At 43.6% G+C, this 16307-nt stretch carries 14 protein-coding genes and 1 pseudogene; 12 read left to right on the top strand and 3 right to left on the bottom strand.

Annotated elements, in window-relative coordinates; genetic code table 11:
- Positions 1-92: 92 nt before the first annotated feature.
- The 7 genes from argA to FTU65_RS15230 all read left to right on the top strand — a co-directional run bounded on the left by argA (position 93) and on the right by FTU65_RS15230 (position 7571).
- Positions 93-1445 carry an amino-acid N-acetyltransferase gene (gene argA, locus FTU65_RS15200; protein ID WP_180009572.1) on the top strand — a complete coding sequence of 451 codons (1353 nt, stop codon included), beginning with the start codon at positions 93-95 and terminating at the stop codon, positions 1443-1445.
- A gap of 338 nt (positions 1446-1783) precedes the next feature.
- Positions 1784-2746 (top strand): sulfonate ABC transporter substrate-binding protein, encoded by a 963-nt coding sequence (locus FTU65_RS15205; protein WP_180067009.1) that lies wholly within the window; start codon positions 1784-1786, stop codon positions 2744-2746.
- Between the two features lie 26 nt (positions 2747-2772).
- Complete coding sequence (locus tag FTU65_RS15210; RefSeq protein WP_180041892.1) at positions 2773-3762, top strand: aliphatic sulfonate ABC transporter substrate-binding protein; 990 nt, start codon at positions 2773-2775, stop codon at positions 3760-3762.
- A 33-nt stretch (positions 3763-3795) separates the two neighbouring features.
- The gene (ssuD, locus tag FTU65_RS15215; protein WP_180009570.1) at positions 3796-4971 is read left to right on the top strand and encodes an FMNH2-dependent alkanesulfonate monooxygenase; all 1176 of its coding nucleotides are present in this window, start codon (positions 3796-3798) and stop codon (positions 4969-4971) included.
- Positions 4971-5786, top strand: coding sequence for an aliphatic sulfonate ABC transporter permease SsuC (ssuC, locus tag FTU65_RS15220; RefSeq protein ID WP_180009569.1), 816 nt, complete (start codon positions 4971-4973; stop codon positions 5784-5786). The genes ssuD and ssuC overlap by 1 nt, the downstream gene beginning before the upstream one ends.
- Positions 5787-5796: 10 nt before the next feature.
- Positions 5797-6603, top strand: coding sequence for an ABC transporter ATP-binding protein (locus FTU65_RS15225; RefSeq protein ID WP_078190648.1), 807 nt, complete (start codon positions 5797-5799; stop codon positions 6601-6603).
- A gap of 347 nt (positions 6604-6950) precedes the next feature.
- A complete protein-coding gene (locus FTU65_RS15230) occupies positions 6951-7571 on the top strand; it encodes a TetR/AcrR family transcriptional regulator (RefSeq protein WP_078190649.1) in 621 nt (206 codons plus the stop codon).
- Positions 7572-7640: 69 nt separating this feature from the next.
- Here FTU65_RS15230 and FTU65_RS15235 read toward each other — a convergent pair whose 3' ends face one another.
- The 3 genes and pseudogenes from FTU65_RS15235 to FTU65_RS15245 all read right to left on the bottom strand — a co-directional run bounded on the left by FTU65_RS15235 (position 7641) and on the right by FTU65_RS15245 (position 10801).
- Positions 7641-8207 carry a 5'-nucleosidase gene (locus tag FTU65_RS15235; RefSeq protein WP_111886021.1) on the bottom strand — a complete coding sequence of 189 codons (567 nt, stop codon included), beginning with the start codon at positions 8205-8207 and terminating at the stop codon, positions 7641-7643.
- 117 nt (positions 8208-8324) lie between these two features.
- Positions 8325-9401, bottom strand: coding sequence for an aromatic ring-hydroxylating dioxygenase subunit alpha (locus FTU65_RS15240; RefSeq protein ID WP_180012132.1), 1077 nt, complete (start codon positions 9399-9401; stop codon positions 8325-8327).
- 259 nt (positions 9402-9660) lie between these two features.
- Positions 9661-10801 (bottom strand): annotated as a pseudogene (locus FTU65_RS15245) (TDT family transporter).
- 208 nt (positions 10802-11009) lie between these two features.
- On the opposite strand from FTU65_RS15245, the gene ribF reads away from it, so the two are divergent.
- From ribF to FTU65_RS15270, 5 genes are all read left to right on the top strand, one after another.
- Positions 11010-12011 (top strand): riboflavin biosynthesis protein RibF, encoded by a 1002-nt coding sequence (gene ribF / locus FTU65_RS15250; RefSeq protein ID WP_168379800.1) that lies wholly within the window; start codon positions 11010-11012, stop codon positions 12009-12011.
- 63 nt (positions 12012-12074) lie between these two features.
- Positions 12075-14921 carry an isoleucine--tRNA ligase gene (gene ileS / locus FTU65_RS15255; RefSeq protein ID WP_180009564.1) on the top strand — a complete coding sequence of 949 codons (2847 nt, stop codon included), beginning with the start codon at positions 12075-12077 and terminating at the stop codon, positions 14919-14921.
- Positions 14914-15453 (top strand): signal peptidase II, encoded by a 540-nt coding sequence (gene lspA / locus FTU65_RS15260; RefSeq protein ID WP_078190655.1) that lies wholly within the window; start codon positions 14914-14916, stop codon positions 15451-15453. Before ileS ends, lspA begins: the two co-directional genes overlap by 8 nt.
- Positions 15446-15928: a peptidylprolyl isomerase gene (locus FTU65_RS15265; RefSeq protein ID WP_078190656.1), complete on the top strand. Its 483-nt coding sequence runs from the start codon at positions 15446-15448 to the stop codon at positions 15926-15928. Before lspA ends, FTU65_RS15265 begins: the two co-directional genes overlap by 8 nt.
- 145 nt (positions 15929-16073) lie before the next feature.
- Positions 16074-16307, top strand: a 234-nt coding sequence (locus FTU65_RS15270; RefSeq protein WP_180009573.1) for an NADPH-dependent FMN reductase, incomplete at its 3' end; no start/stop codon positions are given.

Consider the following 16307-nt stretch of genomic DNA (forward strand, 5'->3'; position numbering starts at 1 on the left):
GTTTAAGGGGGTGAGGATGTCAAATTTGCTTTCCGCTGTCATATGTTTTTGTTTAGAATCATCCATACCAAAGCGAATAAACAGGCATAGGCATGCAAACGAATATCACTGAACCATCTTCCAGCACAACCTTACAGTATGTGCATTGGTTCCGTCATTCTGCACCCTATATTAATGCGCATCGCAACAAAACCTTTGTCATCATGTTTGATGGTGAAGCGCTGCAACATGAAAATTTTCAACACATTATTCATGATATTGCCTTATTACACTCACTTGGTATTCGTCTAATTTTGGTGCATGGTGCTCGTCCGCAAATCAATCATAATTTACAAAGCAGCGGCATCAAGACACCATTTCATCATCACCGTCGCATCACCACTCGCGAATCCTTACCTGCGGTGATGAATGCCGTCGGTTCCATTCGTCTGCAAATTGAAGCCCTCCTGTCTATGGGTTTAGCCAACTCACCGATGTACGGCGCGCGTATTGATGTGGTCTCAGGCAATTTGGTCACGGCAAAACCGTATGGCATTCGTGACGGTATCGATTTTCAACTGTCTGGTGAAGTTCGTTCCGTCGATATCCATGCGATTCAACGTCATTTAGAGAGCCAAAATATTGTGGTGCTTGGGCCAACAGGTTATTCCACGACAGGTGAAGTGTTTAATTTATTGGCTGAAGAAGTTGCGACCAAAACCGCGATCAGTTTAAAAGCGGATAAGTTGATTTTCTTGGGCAAACAACACGGTTTGCACAATGAACATGGGCAGCTACAACGCGAAATTACACCTCATCAACTTGATCAGCATATTTTGCAATATCAAGATTCTAATCCCGATATTGCCCTGCATTTAAGCGTTGCCAAAGATGCCTCCCTACAAGGCGTGCACCGTGTTCATCTTATTTCCTATGCTTATGATGGCGCATTGATCGAAGAATTGTTCACGCGTGACGGTTCTGGCACCATGATCACTGATGCGCATTATGAAGAAGTGCGTACTGCCGATATTCAAGATGTGGGTGGCTTAATCAATCTGTTACGCCCTCTCGAACAAGAAGGTATCTTGGTTTATCGCTCACGCGAACGTTTGGAAAATGAAATTGGACAATTTGCAGTGATTGAACGTGACGGTACGATTTTGGCCTGCGCTGCGTTATACCCGATTCCTGTCACAGGGAATGAAAAACGCTCTGCTGAAATCGCGTGTGTGGCTGTGCATCCGGGGTATCGAAAATCAAATCGCGGTAGCCAAATTTTGCATTATTTAGAAGAAAAAGCGCGAGATATAGGTATTGAACAATTGTTTATTTTGACCACACGAACAGCGCATTGGTTCCTTGAACAAGGTTTTGAACAAGTCAGTGTCGATGACTTACCGAATGCCCGTCAGGCCTTATATAACTATCAAAGAAACTCATTGGTTTGTAAAAAGTCACTTTAAAGTGGCTTTTTCTATGCGCTGAATAGCATTATTTTGCATAAGGTTATGCCGAATCCTTTGTCTAGGCTCTCAAATCACTATGCAAGCCACAGAATAACGATATCTATCATTTAAATAAATACAATAAATGAATAATTTTCAATAACTTAAAATAATACTTTGACACATTATATGTTTTTCTAAAATCATAATTTTTCATAAGTTTTGCTGATTTTTATTTATCTTTTTTCCTGATTTTAAATTTAAGTTTTCTTATTTTTTTCGAAAAAGAAAACTCTTTAGCTTATGTGTTCATAAATCAACAGTTCTGCACATTTAGACCTTTATAGGAGCAACACATGCGTACTCACAAAGTAAAACTTTGGACAAAAACACTTGTACTGTCTACAGCGGTTGTGGGTGCCATGATGATGTCGGGCTGTGGCAAAAAAGAGGCTGAAGAAAATGTCACCTTAAATATCGGCTTCCAAAAATATGGCTTATTGCCAATTTTAAAAGAACGCGGAACCTTAGAAACAGCCTTAAAAAGCCAAGGTGTAAATATCAAATGGGTCGAATTTCCTGCGGGTCCACAGCTGCTTGAAGGCCTCAATGTGGGCAGCGTGTCATTTGGTGAAGTCGGTGAAGCACCGCCTATCTTTGCTCAAGCCGCTCAAACTGATTTGGTTTACATTGCCAACCAACCTGCTGTTCCAAAAGCTGAAGCGTTAATTGTGCAAAAAGATTCGGCTATTCACAGTATTCAGGACTTAAAAGGTAAACGTGTGGTCTTAAACAAAGGCTCAAACGTGCATTACCTGTTACTCAAGCTATTGGAAGCCAATCAACTCAAATTTAGCGACATCAATGTCGTGTATTTACCTCCTGCCGATGCACGTGCTGCTTTTGAAAAAGGTGCAGTCGATGCATGGGTAATTTGGGACCCGTTCCTTTCTGCTGCTGAGCATCAACTTAATGCTCGCACCATTGCCAATGGCGAAAACTTGGTGAAGAACTACCAGTTCTATTTGGCCGATCGTAAATTTGCTCAGGAAAATCCAAAAGTCCTGCAAGCTGTGGTGAATGAGTTGAATTTGACCACGCAATGGGTCTCAAAAAATCAAGATGAAGCGGCCAAGTTACTCGAAGGCAAAACAGGCTTAGGTCTAGATGTGCTTAAAACATCTATTTCACGCTTAGGCAATCAAGTGACACCGATTACTGCACAAGTGGCGCAGGAGCAGCAGCAAGTCGCTGATGCGTTTTATAACGAAAAATTAATTCCAAATAAATTAAATATTGAGTCGGCCATTATCAAATAAGCCGACCACAGCATAAGGGCGATTCCATGCGTATTCTAAGAACATTTTCCATACTGACTTTAGCCACTTTTGGCTTTGGACTCAGTGCCTGCCAAAAACAAGAAACAGCACAGCAGGATCGTGAAAAACCAGCTGAAACAGCCGTAAAAACCTTGGTTATCGGTTTTCAAAAATCAGCCTTAAATTTGCTGGTTGCCCGTGAACAAAAGCTCTTTGAACAACAATTTCCCGGCGCTCACATTGAGTGGAAGGAGTTCCCTGCTGGCCCACAAATGTTAGAAGCCCTTGCGGTCGGTGCGGTGGATTATGGCTATGTCGGCAACACCCCGCCTATTTTTGCCCAAGCTGCCAATAAAGACCTGAATTATATTGGCTATGAAGTGGTGCCTGAACAGTCGCTTGCTGTCGTGATTCCTGCGGATAGCTCAATCAAGACCATTCAAGAATTACGTGGCAAACGTGTTGCTGTGCAAAAAGGCTCGAGTGCGCATGAGTTATTAGCCAAAACTTTAGAAAAAGCCGGTTTGACTTGGAGCGATATCCAACCAATTTGGATTCCACCAGCAGATGCACGGGCCGCATTTGATAAAAAATCAATTGATGCATGGGCCATTTGGGACCCGTTTTTATCTGCAGCGGAGTTGGATGCTCAGGCTAAAGTGCTGATTCAATCCGGTGATTTTCCAAAGACCTATTCATTTTATGTGGCAAATCCAAAAGTCGTTCAAGCACACCCTGATGCCCCAGCTAAATTTTTGAAGGCCCTAGACGCTTCCGATCAGTGGATTGTGAAGAACCAAAATGTGGCTTTAGAGATTTATCAAAACAGCACAGGGCTGCAAAAGAACATTGCTGCGCAAGCCTTTTCTCGCCGATCTAAACCCTCTCCTGTGCGCCCGCTGACACCCGAGGTCATACAAGCACAGCAAAATATTGCGGACTTATTTAAACAAGTCCAACTGATTCCAAACAACATTCAAGTCCAAAAGCAAGTTTGGACACCTTCATCACATTGATACCCGAGCCATCAAAAATACAAGGAACTGAACATGAAAATTTTCTGGTTTATCCCTACCCACGGTGACAGTCGCTACTTAGGAACAAGTAAAGGTGCACGCCAAGTCGATCATGCCTACATGAAGCAAATTGCAGTAGCGGTGGATAATCTTGGCTATGAAGGCGTTCTGATTCCAACAGGTCGTTCATGTGAAGATCCATGGCTTACAGCTGCAAGCTTGATTGATGCCACTAAAAATTTAAAATTTCTAGTGGCGCTACGTCCGGGGGTGACAACGCCTGCACTAACCGCACGTATGGCTGCAACTTTTGACCGTTTATCTGGCGGCCGTATCTTACTGAACTTAGTTACAGGCGGTGATGAGCAGGAACTCAAGGGTGATGGTGTCTATGAAGATCACGCAACGCGTTACCAAACTGCCGCGGAATACACCACCATTTGGCGTGAAATTTTAACCCGCTCACATACCGGTGAAAGCTATACCTTCCATGGTGAACGTTTGAGTGTGGACGACGCCAAATTACTCTATCCGCCGCTACAAAAACCGTACCCACCATTATGGTTTGGCGGTTCTTCAGAGGCTGCTGTTGAACTGGCAACAGATCAAGTTGACACCTATTTGACTTGGGGTGAGCCACCTGCTGCGGTAAAAGAAAAAATTGCAGTGGTGCGTGAAAAAGCCAAAGCCAAAGGACGTGAACTGAATTATGGCATTCGTTTACATGTCATTGTGCGCGAAACCAATGAAGAGGCATGGAAAGCAGCAGAAGAGCTGATCCAATATGTCGACGATGCCACCATTGCAGCCGCGCAAGCCAAGTTCAAAACCATGGACTCTGTTGGTCAACGCCGTATGGCTGAACTGCACAATGGCGACCGTAGCAAATTAGAAGTATCGCCAAACTTATGGGCCGGTGTTGGTCTGGTTCGTGGTGGTGCAGGTACGGCACTCGTTGGTGATCCTGAAACCGTCGCCGCACGTATCCAAGAATATGCCGATCTCGGGATTAGCACCTTTATTTTCTCTGGTTACCCACACCTTGAAGAGTCGATCCGTTTTGCAGAATTAGTGTTCCCATTACTGCCATTGGAAACACGTCAGAAATTGGTTCAACCTAACTTAACCGGCCCATTTGGTGAGATTGTCGCGAACAACTACACCCCAGATGAAAATAAAAAAGCTGAAAAGATTCAGGAGCCGGCCTAATGTCCAAAACTGCTTCTGTTGAAACCTTCAAAGCACCGAAGGTTTCACGTGGAACACAACTCGGGCAGCGTTTGCTGCCTTGGTTGTTTCCTATTGCATTAATTATCGGGTGGCAAATTGCCTCTGTTACAGGGCTGTTAGAAAGTCGTATTTTGCCTGCGCCAAGTGCGGTGGTGGTGGCCTTTTGGAACTTACTGATCAGTGGTGAACTGTGGAAGCATGTTCAAATCAGTGCCGGTCGTGCTTTGGTTGGGCTTTTAGTCGGTGGTGGATTAGGTCTTTTTTTAGGGCTGCTGAATGGTTCATCCAAAACAGCATCGACGCTACTCGATACCACGCTGCAAATGATCCGTAACATTCCTGCTCTTGCCCTGATTCCATTGGTGATTTTATGGTTTGGGATCGATGAATCGGCCAAGCTGTTTTTAGTCGCTATTGGCGTATTCTTTCCCATTTATATCAATACCTATCATGGTATTCGTTCTGTAGACCCTCAACTGATTGAAATGGGCAAAAGCTACGGTTTGAGTGGCTGGCAACTGTATAAAGAAATCATTCTACCGGGGGCGATGCCGTCTATTTTAGTTGGTCTGCGTTTTTCACTCGGGCTCGTTTGGGTTTTGTTGATTGTGGCAGAAACCATTTCTGCACAAGCCGGCATCGGTTATATGACCATGAACGCACGCGAATTCCTGCAAACCGACATCGTCTTGGTCGGGATTTTATTGTATGCCCTACTCGGTAAATTGGCCGATGTACTGGCTGTTACCTTAGAAAAATATTTACTCCGTTGGCACTCGGGTTACCAAAAATAAGGAGCATATGATGACCGATTTAAGTATAAGCCGTCATGCAGACGACTCAACCCAACCTCAGCGTTCTTCTGTCGAGGATATCAACCCCCATGCGGTGTTGGGCGCAGAGATCCTGATTGAACAACTACACAAATTTTATGGCGATGTTAAAGTCCTTGAAGACCTTGACCTGCATATTCAACCCGGTGAATTCTTGGCGATTGTCGGTCGTAGTGGCTGTGGTAAAAGTACCCTGCTTCGCCTCATCGCCGACTTAGAAAAACCGAGTTATGGCGAAATTAAATTTAAGTCTGCACGTCATATTCGTGAAGGCATCACCAGTGATGATATTCGTGTGATGTTCCAAGACCCTCGCCTCCTGCCTTGGCGTAGCATTGAGAAAAATGTACAACTTGGTTTAAGCAAAGACCAACACGCCAATGCTACAGCACTCCTCGAAAAAGTCGGTTTAAAAGACAAAGCGGGGCTTTGGCCAACACAGCTGTCAGGGGGGCAACGTCAACGTACTGCACTGGCACGTGCTTTGTCACATAAACCACGCATTTTGCTGCTAGATGAACCACTGGGTGCGCTCGATGCCTTAACACGTTTAGATATGCAGAATTTGATTGAAAAACTCTGGACTGAACAAGGTTTTACCGCAATTTTGGTCACACATGATGTAAGTGAAGCCGTGCAGTTGGCAGACCGTATAATCTTGCTCGATAAAGGCCATATTGCCAAAGAATTTCGTGTCGATTTGGCCCGTCCACGAAAAAAAGGCATTGAATTTACTGAACTTGAACAACAGGTCTTACAAGCAGTGTTGGCCACTTAAGCTGTACTTGTGCAGGAAATCATCACTTAAACTGTGTGACTTCCTGTCCTGTTCTAGAGCAATATCGCAACATAACCACGTTTAGCATTTAGGGGAGATTTATCGCCTGTTGACAAATACATCACAAAAATTACGACAAATCATATAAATCCATGACTAAAAATAATGATTTATTTAAATTTCACCCTAAAATGATTATTTGAAATATTATGGCATTCGTCGTATTTATTTGACCGTTGAATAGAATAAACTGCCAAAATTCATAAAATTAGAAACGATGATTGTGCACAAATCTGTTGATTTGCCGTACAATTCAATATTCCCTTTTCATTTTCTTAAAAGAGCTAATGGAACAAAAAAAGAGTACCCAGAAACGCCACCAGTTGCTTAATGCAGCACTGGATGTCTTTTCCCTGTATGGCTTCAATGGCGCCAGCTTGGATGAGATCGCACAGATTGCAGAAATGCATAAATCGAATATTTTCTATTACTATGAAAATAAAGAAGCGCTTTATGTTGAAGTTCTGACAACGGTTCTACAAAAGTGGCTTGCTCCGCTACAAATGTTGGAAGCAGACCTTGAGCCTGAAGAAGCGATCACCAATTATCTATTGCAGAAAATTGAAGTATCTCGTACGCAACCGAAAGCCTCACGTTTGTTCGCACTTGAAGTCATTCAGGGCGCACCACACATTCTTGAAATTTTAAAAGGCCCACTAAAAAAATTAGTGAAACGCAAAGCCAAAGTCATTAGCAACTGGCAAGAGCAAGGTAAAATTTCAAAAGATATTGATCCAGAACTTTTAATTCTGAACATTTGGGCAATTACGCAAAACTATGCTGACTTTGCAACCCAAATGGAAATGGTCACTGGAAAAACCTTACGTAATCGCAGTATGCAACAACGGATTATTCAACATACCGTTCATATGATGCTTTACGGTGTAATTCCACGCCCAGAAAAGTAAATTGAATTGGGTCGAATTGGCATACGACCATAGCATTCTATGGTCGCCGACCGAAATTAGCTAAATGCCTTATTTGACTGTTTGATATAATTTCAATAATTTCTTTGCGCCGAATAATAAATTTTCTTCCCAATCCAGATGCGCTGTGTCATTCGCACCATCGGTAATATATTTTACCGATACAAAGCGAACACCCAGTTTTTTACATACTTTAGCGATTGCGTAGCCTTCCATATCGACAAGATTACACGGTACTTTCGGCAGCCCAGTTTCAAAGCTGTCGCCTGTACCACAAATTCCTTTAGGCAAATGGCTAAACATGCTCTCTGGCTGAATTTCAGCAGGATGATCGGTATCCATCGGCGTCACCCCCACATCAAAACCCAAAGGCGATACATCCATATCCCGTTGTACAAATTGAGCTACTTCAACCAAAGCATGTGCATCAAAATGTGAACTTCCCGCAGTGCCCAAATTCAGCAAAGTATGACATCCGGTTTTTTGAATCACATCAAAGGCTTTAAATGCGGCATTGACTTTACCAATACCACTGTAATGTACTTCAATGCCTGCGGCTTCAAACAAGCCTTTAGATTCACTCGGCAGTGCCATAATTAAAGCGATTTGCTGACGCATAGCGGTCTCCTCAAATTGATGCCTTCATATAGCATACATTTGCACGTGCGCAGAAAAAATCATCTTCAAAAATCACATTGCTCAGAAAATAAATTCCTCACGCAGATTTGAATGCTATCAAATTTGAAATTGCATCGGCCGCTTGCCAATAAAAGATGGTGCCAATTGTTGGTCATGACGTAAGGCATCTAAAATCTTCTCTAATGCAATATGTGCCATATCCCCTCGTACACTATGCGAATGGGTCATCGGCATATGCTCGATGCCAGCTCTTCGCGCTGACAAAATTTTAATGTCTTGTTTGTTGACCACCCAAGTATAGGCATTCACAGCCGGCATCAATGCCTTAGACAACAATTTTGGAATCGGAAATTTATAACTGACACAGGTATAAACCCGTGACTCATACGGCCCCACAGGGCTAATCAGACTATTAAACACCATGCCCGATGGCTCTCCCCAATGGTATTCCACCAAGGTAATATTCGGCGCAATAAAACTGTCGCGGTGGACCTGTTCAGCACCATGCGGATTGGTCAGCCATGGCATCATGCCGACATCTGCATCATGGTCATGATAGTCAACGACTACTTTGCGCGGCCCGACATCTATGGTGGCATCCACGGCTTTTCCCGACTCTGAACGAAACCAGCCTTCATGGACAAATATGGTATGGGTTACATCCATTATATTCTGTGCAACAGCGCCCATCTCGCCATCATAACTGCCGACCATGTAATAACTGACCCAGCCGGCTTGATCATAAAACGGTAATTTAAATATTTCCGGGCGTTCCTGTTTGGGCTTTTCACCGAGATAAATCCATACCACCCCATCTTGCTCACACACATCAAAACTACGCTGTTTAAAAGGATGCGGTTTTTCTGGAAAAAATTGTCCATTGACACTAGGAATATGCGCCACATGGCCATCACCCTGATATGACCAACCATGATATGGACATGTCACGCAGCCATCAGTTATTTTACCCTTTGACAAAGGCACACCACGATGCACACATTGATCGAGCAATGCAGCAGCTGTCCCATCTTTTTGTCGGAACAGGACAATTTTTTTACCATACAGGGTGGCTGAAAATGGTTGATCTTTTTTGAGTTCTTTAGAGGTACAAGCGACGTACCACTCTTCTAATAATCCTTTGGCATCATCCCAAAAACGGGTTTGATTACACATAATTCGATCCTTATTTTTATCTTTTTTGTTTTAATCCATAAGCCTTGCTCTAGCACCTACACTTCAAGCAAGTTTATATCTCGAAGCCAGTTGATCTCTCGAAAATACGCGCAAATTTTATACATGAATGTTTTGCTTGGATAGCAAAATAACGTAACTGCATCACACGCTTGCACAAGCTCTATATTTGTTTGCTGAAATCCGTCAAAGCCAACGCGCTATAGTTTTCTTCAACGGATTTACATTCACCCGACATCATTTAAGATGCGCGCTGAGCATCACAATACGCATTTAAACACGGAGAAAAAAATAAGCTGCCACGATAAAACCCTTGTATAGTTTTCAGCATCACCAATAACCAAAGCGTACAGAGCAAAACTGCAAAAAAGGTGCCGAACTGTTGAATAGCGTGTAATTGCGTATGTTCCGCCAAATGGATGACCGCCAAACTAAAAACGCCGAATGGAAATGTCATCGCCCACCACCCGAGATTAAAGGGTAAATCTCGTAAATGTTTTAGCGTGATGAGTATAGCGATTCCAAACCACCATACACCAAATCCGAGCAGAACAAGGGCTGCGAACACGCCGCCTTGAAGCAACACCTGTCCTAAATCAGCCAAGTCTACCGCTGTCAAAATACGTGGGGCTTGCTCTCCTAAAAGTAACAGCGCTAAAGCCCCTGTCCCAATCGGCCCTAAGGCCAACCAACTGCTGATCGCCATATCCTTGCTTGGCAATTGATGTAAAGCCAGACGCAGCAACAAGATACTTAAGATGGCAAATGCAGGAAATACTGAGATCCCCCAAAGCAGATAACTCCCCAGCAAAATATGGACAGCATGGGCCTGTGCAGGTAAATGCGCCAACAATAAACCGCCTGAACTGGCAACCACCTCGCAAGCCACTATCGGCAATAACCATACTGCGGTCATGCCTTGCAGCGCATGTTGCTGACGACTAAACATCAGAAATGGAACACACCATGCAATCGCTATTGACATCAACACATCGACATACCATAAATATTCAGCCCATGTGATGATGCTCATGCCCAAAAACTCTGTGTATAGCGTGGTGCCAAATTTCAATGCGCCATTGATCAGGGTTGCCAGTGCCATGGGGATCGCCCCAAGAAATAAACTCATCACTGGATGCTGGAAAATCTGCTTGTGGGTACAATATCCATCGGCTGAGATACATCCCACTAAACAATATGAACAACACGATGCTGATCTGCCACAGCGCTGCTCCGAAGGACCACATCCACTGCGGCGCCACCGCTATAGATGGTAAAATGAGGGCCACCACACCTGTGCCCATCACCACCGTAAACCAGTTTGGGGTGAAATGACGAATCAAGTCTTGTTTATGCTGGAGTTGATAAAATGGCATTTTCATCGCATGATGCTCATCAAAATGGAATGTCTATAGTTTAAGCACACCATTAAACAAGAAAAATTGATTAATATTTATTTTTATAATTTATTTTATTGATAGTAAATTCATCTCTGCATAAAAAAACTTGAGTAAAAACACAACAACAAGACGAACGCAGAAGATTATGGCAATATATAGCCCTCAAACATTTTCAACAATTGATTCGCCCATGAAGCTGCTCCGTCTGAATGCTTTAGCGCCCCACTTAGAACTCCCCAAAACTGCCGTGACCATTGGCAATTTTGATGGTGTACATTTGGGTCATCAAGCGATGGTCAGCCAGCTCAAAGACATAGCACAGCAACAAAACTTAAAAACAGCTGTGATGATTTTTGAGCCACAACCGCTTGAATTCTTTAAAGCTTATGATGCACCGCCTCGAATCAGTTCACTACGTGAAAAAGTCGAATATTTAACTGAACTAGGCGTCGACTATATTGTGGTGGCGAAATTTGACAATGCCTTTCGTAATCTCAGCGCCGAAGAATTTGCCGATATTTTAAAAAATAAACTCAATACACAAAGTTTAGTTTTGGGCGAAGATCATCACTTTGGCAAAAACCGCCAAGGCAATAGCGAATTTTTACGCCAATACGGCTTCCAAGTCACAGCCCTGCAAAATGTCGAAGTTGATGGCGAACGTGTCAGTTCGACACTGGTTCGTCAGACATTACAAGCAGGCGACCTTGCCCATGCCGCAAAACTTTTAGGTCGTCCTTATAGCATCACCGGTCGTGTGCAGTATGGCGATCAAATCGGTCGCACCATTAATTTTCCTACCATTAATGTGCGTTTAAACCGTCATAAACCTTGTTTAAATGGCATTTATGCAGTCGATGTCATTTGTGAAACCGAATCTTTAACAGATAAAGTAAAAAACGAAAATGCTGACAAATTAGGGGTTGCAGGTTATGCACCCTCTGCCCTGTTTGGTGCAGGGCATGTTGGTACGCGTCCCGCAATTAAACAGGAACATCCTGAATGGCGATTAGAAGTACATTTTCCTGATGTTTCTGCTAATCTGTATGGCCTGTTAATGCGGGTGACGTTCTTGAACTTTTTACATGGCGAAAAGGACTACCCTTCGCTTGAAGCACTGAAAGCCGGAATTGATGACGACGTCGAAAAGCTCCTTGAGTTTCGAGGTCAGCACCCTCATTTCCCCTTTTAAACCCCGATTATTTATTGTAAAACGCGTCAGTCAACGGGCTGATAAATTTGGAAGACAACTTGCATGAGCGATAAGCAAACTCCTGAAAATGCAGTGGATTATAAAGCCACGCTAAACCTCCCAGGTACTGAATTTGCGATGAAAGCAAATCTCGCAGTACGTGAAGCGAAATGGTTAGAAGAGTGGTATGCCGACAACATTTATCAGCAGATTCGTGCATCGCGTATTGGCAAGAAAAAATATGTGCTTCATGACGGCCCTCCATACGCAAATGGCCAAATTCACTTAGGCCATGCGGTGAATAAAGTCCTGAAAGACATCATCATCAAAAGCCGTGTAATGGACGGTTTTGACGCACCGTATGTACCAGGTTGGGACTGTCACGGTCTTCCAATCGAACTGAAAGTTGAAGAAAAAGTCGGTAAAGTCGGCGTGAAAGTAGATGCCTCAACTTTCCGTAAAGCCTGCCGTGAATATGCCTACACCCAAGTTGAATTACAGAAAAAAGACTTCGTGCGTATGGGTGTGTTTGGTGATTGGGACAACCCTTACCTCACCATGAACTTCAAACAAGAAGCCGACATCGTTCGTTCGCTCGGTGAAATTGCCAAAGCAGGCCATATTGAGCCGGGTCTTAAACCTGTGAACTGGTGTTTGGACTGTGGTTCTGCCTTAGCTGAAGCTGAAGTGGAATACGAAGACAAAAAATCAGATGCGATTGACGTTGGTTTTAGCGTTGTTGATTTAGCTGATTTATCTGCACGCCTAGGTGTTACAGTTAGCGATTCTACAGATATCGTAATCTGGACAACCACACCTTGGACTATGCCTGCCAACCAAGCGGTTGCTCTACACGCTGAACTTGAATACCAATTGGTGAAAGCAACTGGCGAAGACAAAGCAGCGCAAAACTTCATCCTTGCAAAATCATTGGTTGAATCTGCAACTCAACGTTATGGTTTTAACGCAGTTGAAGTAATCGCTGAGTTTGCTGGTGCAAAACTTGAAAATCTAGTACTACAACATCCGTTAATTGCTGAACGCCAAGTACCAGTGATTTTAGGTGAGCATGTCACAGACGGCAGTGGTACAGGTGCTGTACATACCGCGCCAGGCCATGGTGTGGACGACTATAAAGTTGGCTTACAGTACAACCTGAAAGTCGACAATCCAGTTGGCGGCAACGGTGTATATTTACCGACTGCGCCAATTTTTGCAGGCGAACACATCTACAAAGCCAATCCAAAAATCATTGCTGCTTTAACCGAAGCAGGCAAACTTTGGGCACATGTGGTGATCAAACATAGCTACCCACATTGCTGGCGCCATAAAACACCGATTATCTTCCGTGCAACACCGCAATGGTTCATCAGCATGGATGCAAAAGGTTTACGCCAAGGTGCATTGAACGCGATTGAAAATGACATCAGCTTCGTACCGGATTGGGGTAAAAACCGTATCCAATCGATGATTGAAGGTCGTCCAGATTGGTGTATCTCACGTCAACGTACATGGGGCGTGCCAATTCCATTCTTCGTGCATAAAGATACCAACGAACTTCACCCGCGTACCCCTGAGCTAATCGAAGAAGTCGCGAAGCTGATTGAACAAGAAGGTATTGACGGTTGGTATAACCGTGATGCATCTGAGTTTATCGGTGCAGATGCAGAGCAGTACAATGCGGTTCGTGACACTCTAGACGTTTGGTTTGACTCTGGAACAACACACTTTGCAGTACTTCGTGAACGTGAAGAATTGCAAGACCCTTCTGACTTGTACCTTGAAGGTTCTGACCAACATCGTGGCTGGTTCCAGTCTTCATTGTTGACGTCTATGGCGATTAATAACCGCGCACCGTACAAAGGCTTATTGACTCACGGCTTCGTTGTGGACGAAAAAGGCCGCAAAATGTCGAAGTCGATCGGTAACGTGATCACTCCGCAAGACATCATTAAAGACATGGGTGCAGATGGCCTACGTTTCTGGATTGCGTCTGCAGACTACCGTTATGAAATGACTGCAGGTAAAGAAATCTTCAGCCGTGCATCAGATGGTTACCGCCGTATCCGTAATACGTTGCGTTTCTTGTTGGCTAACTTGAATGGCTTCAAACCATCGACTGATGCTTTGCCTGTCGATCAATTGATCGCACTGGATCAATACATCTTGCAACGTGCTGCGGAAGTACAAAAAACTATTCAACAAGCTTATGAAGATATGAACTTCCATATCGTGACTAGCGCATTGACCAACTTCTGTATTAATGACTTGGGTGGTTTCTACCTCGACATCATCAAAGACCGTCAGTACACCACCAAAGCAGACTCAGCAGCGCGTCATTCTGCACAAACGGCGTTGTATCACTTGGTTCAAGCCTTTGTCCGTTGGATGTCTCCTATCTTGAGCTTTACCGCACAAGAAGCTTGGCCGTTGATTCCAGAGCAATCTGAGAAATATGTATTTACTGCGGAGTGGTATGACATTCCTGTAGCCTCTACAGCGAATCTGGTGACTGAAGCTGAATGGCAAACCTTGATCACCGTCAAATCTGCAGTAAACAAGTTTATTGAAGCTGCACGTACTGCAAAAACTGTGGGTTCAAACTTGTCTGCCAAAGTTGAACTTTGGGCCAATGCTGAACTGAAAGCTGTTTTAGACAAATTCGGTGAAGAACTGCGTTTTGTCCTCATCACCTCTCAAGTGATTGTTAATGAATTTGACGCAGCACAAGGCGAAGCCTCTGACCTTGACGGTTTAAATGTCAAAGTCTCTGCTGCTGACGGTGAAAAATGTGCACGCTGCTGGCATGTACTGCCAGATGTGAATACACATCACGAACATCCAGGTCTTTGTTCTCGTTGTATTATTAACCTTCCTACAGGTCAAGGCGAAGAGAGAAAATATGCCTAATCCACAAGAAAAAAAGGGCTTCTTTCAATTCTACCCACACAATTTAGTGTGGGTGGGCTTATCCATTGTTGCCATTATTTTGGATCAATGGACCAAATGGATTGCAAGTACACATCTGAACTACGCAGATCCTGTACCTGTCATGCCCTTTTTAAATTGGACATTACTACATAACTATGGCGCTGCCTTTAGTTTCTTGTCCGATGCCGGTGGATGGCAACGTTATTTCTTTACTTCACTCGCAGGACTTGTGTCTGTCATTTTTGTATTTTGGCTCATGCGTATGCCAAAAAACGTGAAAGTCCTTCCAATTGCCATTGCCCTGATTTTAGGCGGCGCAATAGGCAACTTAATTGACCGCGTATCTTTAGGTTATGTGGTGGATTTCATTCACGTGTATTACAACAACAGCCACTTTCCTGCATTTAATATTGCAGACAGTGCCATTACATTAGGCACGATTCTGCTTCTTATCGATACGTTTTTCTTAGAAAAACACCGAATTCAACGTGCGGAAGCGCAAAATGACTGATTTTATCAATCCTAACGAGGAAACTCGTATTGAAGAAGGTTCTAAAGTAGACCTTCACTTTTCTGTTGCTATTGAAAATGGCGTAGAAATTGACAATACCCGTAGCCGTGCTGAACCTGTCAGCCTTGTCATGGGTGATGGCAGCTTATTACCGGGTTTTGAGAAAGCTTTATTCGGTTTACGTGCAGGTGACCGCCGTACTGTGAGCCTTCCTCCTGAAGATGCTTTTGGTCCATGGAACCCGGAAAACGTACAAAAATTTGATACTGTCAAATTTGAGCAACGTCCTGTTGAAGGCCATATGATTGAGTTTGAAGATAAAGCCAAACAAAGTCTGTATGGGGTGATCAAAACTGTAGGTGAAGACATTACCGAAGTGGATTTCAACCACCCTCTAGCCGGTAAAAATATCACCTTTGAAGTTGAAATTTTCAAAGTGACCCCTGCCGGTCAACAAGGCGTAAAACTGATCTAAGTTTCAGCAAATGAAAAGCTCCTTCGGGAGCTTTTTTTATCACTATTTTTATAACTATCAATCGACTCGATACATTTTCTGTATATGCAACGGACCGAATTCATATTAATTTAATGCAAGACTTTAAAACAAGACGGGAAATATGATGAAACTGCATATTATTGTCGGCAGTGTCCGCGAAGGCCGTACGGCAATTAAAATTGCCAACTGGCTACTTTCAGAAATCGAAAGCTATGACTACAGTACCGTAGAAACTGAAATTGTCGATTTAAAAGAATGGGATCTGCCAATTTTTGCAGGCGCACATCCGCCATTAACAGGCATTTATGACCAACCCAAACAACAAGCATGGGCAGTTGACATCCTCCCCCCCTTAAAA

It is taken from the genome of Acinetobacter sp. YH12129 (assembly GCF_013418685.1).
Lineage (GTDB): Bacteria > Pseudomonadota > Gammaproteobacteria > Pseudomonadales > Moraxellaceae > Acinetobacter > Acinetobacter amyesii.